The sequence below is a fragment of the Bradyrhizobium sp. DN3 genome, assembly GCF_041357655.1.
In the GTDB taxonomy this organism is placed as follows: domain Bacteria; phylum Pseudomonadota; class Alphaproteobacteria; order Rhizobiales; family Xanthobacteraceae; genus Bradyrhizobium.
In genome coordinates this window covers 200,950-212,870 of sequence record NZ_JAULLN010000003.1, presented here as the reverse complement: position 1 = coordinate 212,870, position 11,921 = coordinate 200,950, and the positions used below count along the sequence as shown (strand labels likewise).

General features: G+C 63.9%; 5 protein-coding genes. 3 read left to right on the top strand and 2 right to left on the bottom strand.

Translation table 11 applies throughout. The features are described 5' to 3' along the window. Positions 1-467 precede the first annotated feature (467 nt). Positions 468-1,295: a hypothetical protein gene (locus AAE027_RS06325; protein ID WP_370987331.1), complete on the top strand. Its 828-nt coding sequence runs from the start codon at positions 468-470 to the stop codon at positions 1,293-1,295. Between the two features lie 424 nt (positions 1,296-1,719). Beyond that, on the top strand, positions 1,720-4,824 hold the full coding sequence (locus AAE027_RS06320; protein ID WP_370987330.1) for an ATP-binding protein: 3,105 nt from the start codon (positions 1,720-1,722) through the stop codon (positions 4,822-4,824). Between the two features lie 87 nt (positions 4,825-4,911). Here AAE027_RS06320 and AAE027_RS06315 read toward each other — a convergent pair whose 3' ends face one another. Together AAE027_RS06315 and AAE027_RS06310 are read right to left on the bottom strand one after the other, a co-directional pair. Further along, entirely contained in the window at positions 4,912-8,715 is a 3,804-nt protein-coding gene (locus AAE027_RS06315; protein WP_370987329.1) for a Dyp-type peroxidase, read from the bottom strand. A gap of 512 nt (positions 8,716-9,227) precedes the next feature. Continuing rightward, a complete protein-coding gene (locus AAE027_RS06310; RefSeq protein WP_370987328.1) occupies positions 9,228-10,424 on the bottom strand; it encodes a M24 family metallopeptidase in 1,197 nt (398 codons plus the stop codon). A gap of 471 nt (positions 10,425-10,895) precedes the next feature. Between AAE027_RS06310 and AAE027_RS06305 the strand changes: the two genes are divergently transcribed. Beyond that, positions 10,896-11,915, top strand: a complete 1,020-nt coding sequence (locus AAE027_RS06305; RefSeq protein ID WP_091895472.1) for a TRAP transporter substrate-binding protein — start codon at positions 10,896-10,898, stop codon at positions 11,913-11,915. Positions 11,916-11,921 lie beyond the last annotated feature (6 nt).

Here is an 11,921-nt window from a genome sequence, read left to right as displayed (position 1 = left end):
CTTCCTCCAGCAACAAGCCCGATAAGGGTCTTTCTCGCCGCGGCTTCATCGCAAAATCGCTCTGCGGCGCAGCGCTGGCGGGCACGGCTGCGGCTCCGGCGTGGGCCCATGGCACCGCAGGATCTGCCACGGGTGCCTATGCCCGCGCACGCAAGCCCATCCCGAAAGAGGTTGCGCAGTACCAGTATCAGCCAAACGGAGCCCAGCGCTGCGGGGTTTGTGCGCATTTCCGGTCCCCCGGCAGCTGCGAGATCGTTGCCGGACCTATCAGCCCGGACGGGTGGTGCCGTTACTTCCGCGGCGCGCGAGGTTCGCGCGGCTCGTCTGGCCCGGGCCGAAGCTATTGAGGGAGACCGCATCGCTTGCCGTGCGTCGCGCGCGAAGAGCACAGCGCGGCATCGCGGATGAACCTCCTCGCCCGGCACCGGCACAAAGACTGGAGATAGCTCCCAGTTGCGGACATTGCCATGAGATTACCCGCCTTGCTCTGCCTGCTCGCCTTGGCAACGCCCGCCTGTGCCGCCGCGCCCGAGGAGCATTATCTCGACCTGCGCGATCGCTACATCGCAAAGTTCTCGGCGACCAAGGAGAGCGACGAGATCTATAAGCAGCACGATGCCGCACTCAAGGAGCTGGCAGGCGTGCTGGGCGGCCTGGTGGGACCAGTTACGATCAAGGGGCTGCCGGCCGAGGGCAAGTCGAACGTCGATACGCTGTTCAAGAACGACATCGGTTTCGGCCATCTCGACGGACTCAGCTTCGCCTCGGAAGGTCACAAGACGCAAGCGGTGGTGACCACGACCACGCTGCTCAGGCATTGGCTGGGCGAGCATCGCGAGGATGGCATGCCGCAGGAGAGCGGCGCAGCGTTGAAATCCGACCGCTTCTACTACTACGCGATCCAGGACGCCGCCTTCGCCATCTATGCGGAGCTGCCGATCACCAAGCCTGCAGCGGCGAGTGCCGCGGTCGCCATGCTCGGCGTGCGCGGCAATGGCGGTGTCAAGGCGCCGCCGCATGAGATCGACGTCGTCGCGATCCAGGACGATAAGGTGTTCTTCATCGCGACATCGGACGCCGTAAAGACGGCCCCGATCACGGCCTGCGAGAAGATCTGGAAACAAATGATGGCCAGAGCGGTCGACAAGAAGGACCCGCGCGGCGACATGACCCGCGAAGACAATGCGATGGCGGCCTTCACAGCCTGCTTCGCCAAGGAAGCGCCGAGCCAGAGCTGGTTCGCAGCAGTCGTCAAGAAGGCGCAGAGCCGGCTCGATCTGCTGCCGCTACGCTAGAGCAGCAGCTCGAGCATCTTGCGCTGTCCTTCCACCGGGACCTTCATAGCCAAAGCCGTCGGCTCAGCGATCATGTGCACCTTCGATTTCCTCCTGCGTGCTGAAATCGCTGTGGGCGCACCGGGGACTGGCCCCCTGGGCATTTGAGTTGCCGGATAGGTGGGCTGGCCCGGCTTTCGCAAGTGCCGCGAACCGCATCCGCTATCCATTAAGGGAAATGAATCAAACTTTTGAATGGGTTAGATTTGGTCGAGGCGGCCGCGCCGAGAACCATGTTCGGCGAATGCGACCCCACGAGCTTTCACCTTGTGCTCGCGAAGGGTAGGCGGGATACTACCGGTGTGTATCCTGCCTTGCGGCATCCGATCTGGCACCAGCCGGAGACCGTGCTTGCCGTTCGGCAACGAGTTGGCTGCGATCGACGATGAATACGCAGACCCGTGACCGGAAAGGCGAACGTCATCGATTGACGGTGCTTTTCTCTGACCTCGTGGGGTCCACCGCCTTAGGGCGAGATATCGAGTCCGAGCACCTTTCCGAACTCCTGAGCCAACTGCGGGAAATCTGGCATCGCGCGGTGGCCAGGCACGGCGGTCGCATCATCAGAACGCAGGGAGACGGTGCCCTCGCTGTGTTCGGCTACCCCCAATCGGGCGAGGATGACGGTCGTCGTGCCGCGGAAGCGGCACTCGATATTCACCAGTGGGTCGGGCAATTACGCCACGATGGCGTGTCGCCGGCTCTGATGCCGCTTCAAATGCATTCCGGTATCCACGCCGGCACCTTGCTCCTGACGGAGGGAGATATCGAGTCCGGCCGGTACGACCTGATCGGCGATGTCGTGAACACGGCGGCGCACCTGTCGCGCTACGCTGCCCCGGGTCAGATCCTGGCTAGCATCGATGCCCTTGGTCCGCATGCAAATTTTTTCGAGCTCGGCGACCGTCTTCAGACATCGGGTGCAGCGACCCGAATGCCGCAGGCGCGCGTGGTGCTGAGACGAAGCACGGCGACCCGCCGCTTCGAGGCAACTTCTCGTCGCGGCCTGACGCCCTTTATTGGTCGCAACGAGATTTTCAACGTTCTGACCGGCTTTCTCGTCCAGGCCCACCCGGCCAGGCAACGTTGCGTGGTCGTCGTCGGCGGTCCCGGGCTCGGGAAGACGCGCCTCCTGGAAGAAGTGTTGCGACACTGTGGTACTGAACAGTTCAAGCTGCTGCGGGGCAGCTGCGAAAGTTATGTCGGTGCCGAGGTCCTGCAACCATTCCTGCAAATGCTGCGCGCCTACCTGGGAATCCGACTGGACGCATCTGTCGTCGAGGCCGACGAGATTGCCCGCGCAGGCCTGCAGCCATGGGCCGCCCAGCTCGGTCCGCGTGCTGAATCGATCCTCGCGCTGGCGTCGACCGGCGCCGATGCGCGCGGCGGCCGGATGACCGTCGACGGCGTGGTCGGTGACCTGCTCGGATTCTTTACCGTCTTGTCGGCGCAGGGGCCGTTGGTGCTGGTGATCGACGACTGGCAATGGTCCGACGACGCGAGCCGGCAGCTGCTGGAGGCCCTCCTGCAATTGCCCAATGGACCGCGCGTCATCCTCGCCAGCCGGCCGCGCGACGACGGCACCGAATGGATTTCCAGCGCGCCTCACCTGCAGCTGGAGCCGTTCCAAGGCCCGGAAACTGATCTGGCTGTCCGACGCTGGGTGCCACAGGCCGATCCGTTCCTGGTGGCCCGCGTTCACGCTTATGCTGGCGGGGTGCCGCTGTTCATCGAAGAGCTGTGCCACTCCATAGCGGCCAACGATCCTCTTTCGTTCGAAATACGCAGCAAGCAGGGATGGATCGCAACGCTGGTCGCCTCGCGATTGGCGCGCCTGCCGCCGGATGAGGTGAACGTAGTGCGCGCCGCGGCGGTCATTGGAAACACGGTGCCGCACGGGTTGCTGGTTTCGGCCTGCGGCAGCGAACCAGACCCGGCAAAGGTGCGGGCATTGGCCGACGCAGATTTTCTCTATGCCGATCCAGCGGGCGGCGTCCTACGCTTCAAACATGGCATCACGCGGGACGCAGTGTACGACACGATCGGCCTGCACGAGCGTCAGGCATTGCACAAGCGCATCCAGGGCGAATTGCTGGCACGATCCGAGCAGGCCGATCGCGAAGACACGCTGGAAGGGCTGGCCTACCACTCGCGCGGCGCAGGTCATTGGGAGAGCGCGGCCCATTATGCCGAGCGCGCCGGCGACAAGGCCATGGCGGCATTCGCGCTGGACCGTGCCCGTGCGCAATATCAGGTCGCCATGCAATCGCTGGATCGCGTGCCGGATCGCTCGCGCGAGCAGTCGCTGCGCTGGTGCTTGCTGGCCAATAAATTAGGTTTGGTCAACATTTTCGACCCGATGTCGTTGACCGACGACACCACCGTCTTTGAGCAGGCGGTCGCGATCGCGACCTCGCTCGGCGACATCGGCGCGATGGCCAGTGCCTATGAATGGCTCGGTTACATGTGCTACGGGTTCGGCCGCTTTCGGGAGGGCGTGACACACACACGGACAGCACTGGAATTGGCGCGCAAGCTCGGCGACCACCGCATGATCGCCCAGATCGAAGCTTCACTGGGCCAGATTCTCGCAGCAGGCTGCCAATACGACGAAGCCATCACCTTGATCGACGCTGCCATCTCAGCCAAGCAGCAACGAAGCCGCCGGCATGGCGCGATCGCCATCGGCACGGCCTACGCGTTGTCGTGCAAAGGTAGTGTGCTGGCCGATCGCGGAGATTTCGACGGCGCTCACGACTGCTTCAGAGAGGCGATGGCCCTGGTCGAAGGCTCGACCCACCCGGTCGTCAATTCGGTGCGCAATTGGGTTTCGGTCGTACTGGTTTGGCAAGGTCGCTGGCAGGAGGCGGAGCGGCTCGCCGTCGAGGGAGCGCGTGTTGCCGAGAATATGCGCAGCCTGCTGCTGCTGGCGGCCTGCCGCGCCGCGTCCGGATTTGCCCGCTGGTCGGCGACCGGCGATGCCGACGGTTTGCAGCAGTTGCGGAACGCCGCGCAATGGATGGAAAGGCGAAACTTCCACTTCTACACGTCGGTTCAATATAGCTGGCTGGTCGAGGCAGCAGCAGCCGAAGGTGATGTCGATACGGCACGGCGGTACGCCGCCCATGTCCTGCGCCGCGCGCGTGAAGGCGAGCGGCTGGGCGAGGCGGCAGCATGCCGCTCGCTCGCGAAACTCGCAGCCCAACGCCAAGATTTTGCACTAAGCCAGCGCTGGTTGCGGCGCGCGGAGATCTCCGCAGGCAGGCGCGGGTCACTGCGCGATGCGGCCCTGAACCTCGTCCTGCGCGGCGAGCTTCTCGCGGGGCAGGGGCAGGACGGGGCGGCCCGCCAGACCATTACGGAAGCCGCCGAGAAACTGCAGCCGCTCGGCATGCACTGGCATGCGGAGCAGGCGATCCGGTTCGTCATCGGCACACCCGTCATCTACGCCAGCGATCAGCTCGGAAGCGATCAGCATTATGCTGTCTAGCCAAAGCGCAGTGCGATCAGGATGAAACGTCATCGCGCTTTGTATGATTGTCTGGGCATGTGCAAACCCATTCCGCCTTATACGCCTCTAGGGTTGAGGTGGGCTCGGCGGCGCGGCAACCCTTCCGTCCATCGTCAGGCTCATGGGAATGGGGCCGGCGCGCAGGGGTAGCGGCGTCTCCACCAGTGCGCTGAAGAAACCCAGCATCACTGCCAGTGCCGGGTCTGCTCCGGGACATGAATGCGTGGGATGCCCCACGACCCTGCGGTTGCCGCCGAAGGCGTGATAGATGTCCTGACGACCTTCGGCGAGATTTTGCTGGGTGGCGGAAACCGCGCCGGCGACGATGACGTCTCCCGGCCTGATCTCGACATCTCCGATGGTGTGCGAAACGATGGCTGTCCGCCAGATCAGTTCGGGCACCGCACGCAGTTGCATGGTTGGGATGAAGTCGTCTCTCAGCCGGTTGAGGGCGTCGGTGTAGTTCTCCGCCACGGTGCCGGCATAGCGAGCGCGCAACGCCCACAGCGTGCCTTCGCGCAGCCATTCGTTCAATATCCTGCGCAGGTTTCCGTCGACAGTCGGAATGAAACCCATCATGGCGCCGGCGATCGTGCGCGCCACGAAGGGTATGTCGCCCGTTCCGCGCGGCGAGTTATAAACCGCCTTCGTGACTGGTCCGTTTGTCGGCCCGAACTGCTTCAGGAAACTTTCCATGGCACGGCGCGCAGCCTCGCCATGAGCCGCACCGACCGCCTCCACTGTCTTGTTCGGATGCGGCTGGAAGATGTAGCGCGAAGGGGAGAGGAAATGGCCGGGATAACCGGGCGGCTCGCCCGGCTTCCAATCCCAGCGATAGCCGACGCGGCGAAAATGGCCCCCCTCTTCGCTCAATCCGAACCATGCTTCGCAGAAGGTGGCGAGCAGCGGATCCACCAATTCGTGCACGTCGACGGTCAGTTCCCAGCTCGCTTCGCCGTCCTCGGCGGCATAACCAATCGTCTGCTTGACCATGAAGCCCAGCACCTTCTGTGTGACCGCGCGCGCCAGCTCGAATGCGGCGGGTTGGTCGAGGGCCATGATCGCAGCGTTGCAGGCTGCGGATTCATGCTCGTAGACTTCGTCTGGCTGCCCGGCGTCGCGGCCAAGATAGAGGATGCCGAACGACCGCAGCATGCGGGGAAGGTAGCCGGTGATGGTCAGCTTGGTGTCGGAATCGGCAAAGACCTGGGAGACCATGTCGCGGTCGGCCACCAAGACCCCGAAGGGCGTGCGGAGCGCGCCGCTGTGGCGCTCGCGGATCGCAGCCCAAATTGACGCGTTGACGAAATGCGAGGCGGAATCCGGATCTTCGAGCGCCGTCTTCCACGCGGCCATCCCCGCGGCTTCGCCCTGCCGGCTCTCGATCAGGCGCAGACGCGCGATCTCCTTTTCCCCCTGCTCCACGCTCCACACCACTGCCGGTTTGCGCCCCTGGCTGGCCGCCCATTGCTGCAGATCGGCAAGCGCCTTCTTCGATGGCGCAAAGAAATACGCTCCCCATTCCAGACGTACGAACGGACGGGGTTCGTCGTGGAGCCGGTCCGAGCCGTCCAGCGCCACGCGGACCGTCTGGCCTCTATGCTCGAAACGAAAATGTCGGAGCCGACCAGGCTCGGCGAGGCCGAGGAAAGGATCGCTTACCCCCGAGGACGAACCCGAGCTGTTGCCGCGAGCGAGCCAGCTCTGCACTACCTCGAACTGCTCGCCGAGGCTGGCATTGTAGGCCATGAAAACCAGGCCGCGCTCCTGTTGCAGGGCGGATTTGGCGGGTTGCGGGTCGTCACGCTTGACAGGCGGACCGTAAGACATGCCGCGCCTGACGATCCGTGGGGGCCGGGCGCCGGCATCCGCCTTGGTGATCGAGGCGCGCGGATTGGCGCGCCGTATGTGCGCGTGATACGGGCACAGTTGGGCCTGCGGATCGGCGTCGTAGTTGAAGTCGTTGCACTGCTCGTCGGGGGGCGGAGTAGGGGTCAGCGGTTGGCCGGCCTGGGGATGGCCGGTCGGCCAGCGTCCCATCATCTTGGCCATCAGCGTCTCGCGCGTCAGGGCAGGTGCGTCCGGTCCGGCCGTCTCGGTTGCCTGTCGCGTAGCGCGGGACAGGACATCCTCGAGCTGCTCGACATCTTGTCGCAGTTTACGCAGCGCCATGAAGCTGCCGTCGCGGAGCATCGCGTGAGCACGATTGGTCGCGTCGCCGAGCGGCGCCGTCTCGTCGGCGAGGTTCGGGTAGCCGCACAGAATCTCACCGAGATGCACCTGATTGGAATAGCGCCTGCCGGCCTGGTCCTCGCGCAGCACCGGGTTCGAACTACCGTCGGCGAAACCAAAATGGTCCTGCATGATGCCGGAGGACTCATCGCGCTGCCGCTGCATCCACTGAATCGAGAGCGGCCTGACACCCGCATCCACGTCGACCAGGCGGTTCATTTCGGCCATCAACGCATTTCTCGCATCCGCCGTCGTCTGCGTATCCTTGGACAGCAACAGGCGGAGCTGAAGGACGGCATGGACCGAGCTCATGCTGATGCGCGGCGCCGGATCGTCTTCGCGCAGGTCCGGCGCGTTGATCCCGAGCGCCCAGTTGCTTGCCGGAAGTCGCCATCGCTGGGGATGATTCCAGCGCACGTCGCCGAGCAGGCCGGCGCGTCTTTCCATGCCCTGCACGAATTCTTCCGGCAGTGAGCGCACCTCTTCGTCGGACAGGCCGGCGTGACGCAGCCCCTCGATCGTGAATGCGATGTTGGTGACGATCTGCCCTGGCGTCAGAACGTCGGCTTCGGATGTCACCGTCGCCTGCAGGACGCCGAGAAATGCCGCCAGTGCGGCCGGATTGGCGAACTGCAACAGCAGCAGGCAGCCGTGATCTGAATTGTAGGCGGTCAGAATCCCGCCTTGCACGTTGCCGGGATCCTGCAACAGCGGTTTGTTCGGCAGGGCGAGCGGCAGGTTGCGCCGTACCGGCGCGACGTCGGGCGGCGTCATCAACCAGCGCAGGGCCTCTTCATAGCGCCGGCGGGCGCGCTTGACGCCTTCCGCGTAGGTAGGGTTGTTGATCATGGTGACGAATTCCGGCAGCAGCTCGTGGGCGGCCCGATGCAGAACCACCCCGTCATGCGTCCCCGGCGGATAGAAGTCGGCCAGATGGTAGAGCCCCGCCAGCGCGCGTATGCCGTGGTGAAACGGAGGCCGGCCGGCGGCTTCGATGGTGAGCGGTTTGCTGAAGCCGGCATTGGTCGGATCGACACCGATCTGGCCGTCGACCTCGAATATCGAGCGTCGCGCAATGTCTTCCGGCGACGGAATCCTGGCCCGCGTGACGATCCGATCGGCGCCGTCGCCCGAGGCGCGCCGATAGACCCGCTCCTCCATCCGCAGGAAACGTGTGTCATCCACGGTCAGGTCGGGGGTGGCATAGAGGAAATAGGCTTCGGTCTGCATGCTCTTGAGCCAGATGCCCCAGTTCTCGTAAGTGTTCTCGTGACCGAGCCAATAGCCCTCGGTATTGCAGAAGATGAGGTCGAGCAGCCGCGCGGCCTTCTGCCAGATGACGCGGACATAGGCTTCCCAGGAGCCGTCGAACGTCGCGGTCAGCAGCACATAGTCCACGGCATCCACGGAGTCGTCCTCGGGTTCGAGCACGGCGATGCCCACCGAGTGTATGCGTCCGACGCGGTCCACGGAGTCGGACAGGACGCGGGCGAGCTCGTATTCATACGCGCTGGCACGTCCGCCATTCAGCGCCCGCAACACGTATTTGACACGCGTCTTGTACGTGGTCGCATCCAGGGACGGCACGAACCCCTTCTTGATCGGAGCCATCACCCTGAAATCCGACGTCCCGGCCATGCTGCCGGTCTTGATTGTCAAATCCCGACGCATGTCTCTGCCTCCCCGGGTGCGAGCGGCCCTTCGTTGCGCCCGCGCTAAAATACAACGATTACGCTTTTTCCTTCGCAAACATGCAATTTGGCTATTTCCGGTGCGGTCATGGAATTTGACGCGGGCCTTTCGGTCGCACCGTCACTTCGAGCAATAGAGCGATCCAACTCTGCGGCTCCGGGCGCCCTTGCTTCTATGAACTGGCTCACAATCTCCGAACTTTCCTTCGCGGTTCGCAGACCGAAAGTTGCCCGACTCGAATCGAAACGGCATCCTGGTCGCGCGCAGAAGTGGTCGAGGGTGGGGCACCGCCGTCGGCCATTCAGGCCAGCGGAGGCGGTGAGCATCGACGATCCGCTCGCCCTGTCCCTCAGCGAGTTGTCCTAACCCGCATGCTTCGCCAAGAAAGCACCGAGGCAGAGCTGGCTCGCAGCCGTCGTCAAGAAGACGCAGAGCCAGCTCGATCAGCTGCCGCTACGCTAAAGCGCGTTGCCGCCGAGATTCCACCCGCGGCCGCCTTCGCCAAAAATCTCGTATCCCGTCGGCGTCACCGCGACCGTGTCCTCGAGCTTGATGAAGCCGCGCGTCGGATGCTTCATCGTGGTCTCGATCGACACCACCATGCCGGCTTCGAGCGGTTGGCGGGCGTCGGTGTCGTCGTAGGGAACAGGGCCCTTGGCGGTCAGGCGAGGGGCCTCGTGGCTGACGAGGCCCATGCCGTGGGCCAGGAAATCGGTGCAGTCGCGCTGGGTGATCTGGGCGAGCTGCCGCTCGGCCGCGACGTAGATGTCGCCGCCCATGGCGCCCGGCCGGACCGCGGCAAAGGCGGCGCGCTGGACCGCCTCGATTTCGGCCAGATAGTCCTTCAACTCGGCATCCGGCTTGCCCAATACGGCCATGCGCGCGAGATCGCCGATATAGCCGTGATAATTGCCGCCGGAGTCCAACGACAGCACCTCGCCTTGCTCCCAGTGCTGCGACGATGGCGCCCGGTTGTGGCTGCTGCCGCAGGCGAGCAGGCAATATTCGAAGGTCAGTCCGCGGTTGGCTTCGGCGAGGCGCAACGCATCCGCCAATTGCTGCTTGGTCGTGCCCCGACCGTGGCCGGCGATCACCGCCAGCATGGATGCGACGACGAGCTCGGACGCGGTCTTGAGCTTCGCCAATTCCTCCGCCGACTTGACCGCCCGCAGCCGCTCCAGCACCACGACGGCGTCCTTGAGCTCGGCACCGGGCAGGGCGTCGGCCAGTGCCCGGCCAGCATCCATCGGCAGGAACGCCATCTCGACTCCGACGCGCCGCAAGGACACGCCAGCATCCCGGATCAGATCTGCGGCCCGCGTGATCGCATCGACTGACCCATTGGATTCGGCCCGGAGCTGCGGAACCCATGGCGGCGCGACCGTGCGCTGATGGGCCTCCAGCCGGTGGCCGACATAGATCGCTTTCTCGGGTGCGCCCTTGGGATAGACCAGGACCGGCAAATAGCGGCTGACGCCGAGCGCATCCATGTAGTCGAAGAAGATCGCCCGCTCAGCGCCTAACAGGTACTGCACATTGTGCTTGGAGGTCGCAACCAACACGTCGAGGCCGGCGTCCTCCATGAGACGGTCGAGCTTGGCAGCATCGAACGGAATGACACGCGAGGCAGTGGCGCGGGCAGCGGTCTCCTGCATGACGACTCTCCCATGGCTGCGGCGATTTGATCTCCTGCAATTCCTGTCCGCGAGCATCCGACTAACAGCCGAATGGTCAGTTGGCTCCCGATGCTAGGCCCGGAAGTAGGGTTCGCACCAGCTTGGGGAACTGCTTGCCATGTTCATACCCATAATTCGCATAAGGTATATTATGGAATATTTTTATATACAATTAGATCAGATATTTAGATGCAATTCCTCTCACTGCACCTTCGCTCCAGGCCAGTTACGGGCTGGCGCTGGGTGGCTCTCCCAGCTCTTTGACGGCTACTGTGCATGGGGTTGTTTTCGCATTTTTTGTCGGCCCCATCTCTCCGAAAGCCGATATTGCCGTGACCTTGTCCGGCTGCAATAAGCGAGGCCTCGCGAGATCGCAGATGACCTTCTGACCTGACGTCCGTATAGGTTTGCATCTCAGAACAACAACAAACCTTCCGAGGAAGCAGACCCATGAGCTTTTCCCGACGCACGCTTCTCAAGGCCTCCGCCGCGACCGCGGTTCTGGGCGGCCTCGGTGCGCCCCATGTGGCCCGCGCCCAGAGCGCCGAGTTCACCTACAAATACGCCAACAACCTGCCGGACACTCATCCGCTGAACGTGCGCGCCAAGGAGATGGCGGCCGCGATCAAGAGCGAGACCAACGGCAAGTTCGACCTCCAGATCTTCCCGAACAACCAGCTCGGCTCCGACACCGACATGCTGAGCCAGATCCGCTCCGGCGGCGTCGAGTTCTTCACGCTGTCGGGCCTGATCCTGTCGACCTTGGTGCCGGCGGCGTCGATCAACGGCATCGGCTTCGCGTTCCCGGACTACGACACGGTCTGGAAGGCCATGGACGGCGATCTCGGCGCCCATGTCCGCGGCGAGATCAAGAAGGCCGGCCTCGAGGTCATGGACAAGATCTGGGACAACGGCTTCCGCCAGACCACGTCGTCGACCAAGCCGATCACCGGTCCGGACGATCTCAAGGGCTTCAAGATCCGCGTGCCGGTGTCGCCGCTGTGGACCTCGATGTTCAAGGCGTTCGATGCGGCGCCCGCCTCGATCAATTTCAGCGAGGTCTATTCAGCGCTCCAGACCAAGATCGTCGAGGGCCAGGAGAACCCGCTGGCGATCATCTCGACCGCAAAGCTCTACGAGGTGCAGAAGTACTGCTCGCTGACAAACCACATGTGGGACGGTTTCTGGTTCCTGGCCAACCGCAGAGCCTGGGAAAAGCTGCCGCAGGACGTGCGCACCATCGTCGCCAAGAACATCAACGCCGCCGCGGTCAACGAGCGCGCGGACACCGCCAAGCTCAACGCCAACCTCCAGCAGGAGCTCGCGACCAAGGGCCTGACCTTCAACCAGCCGGCCGTGGCGCCGTTCCGCGACAAGCTGCGGTCCGCCGGCTTCTATGCCGAGTGGAAGGGCAAATACGGCGATCAGGCCTGGGACCTCCTGGAAAAGGCGGTGGGCAAGCTGTCGTAACGCGCA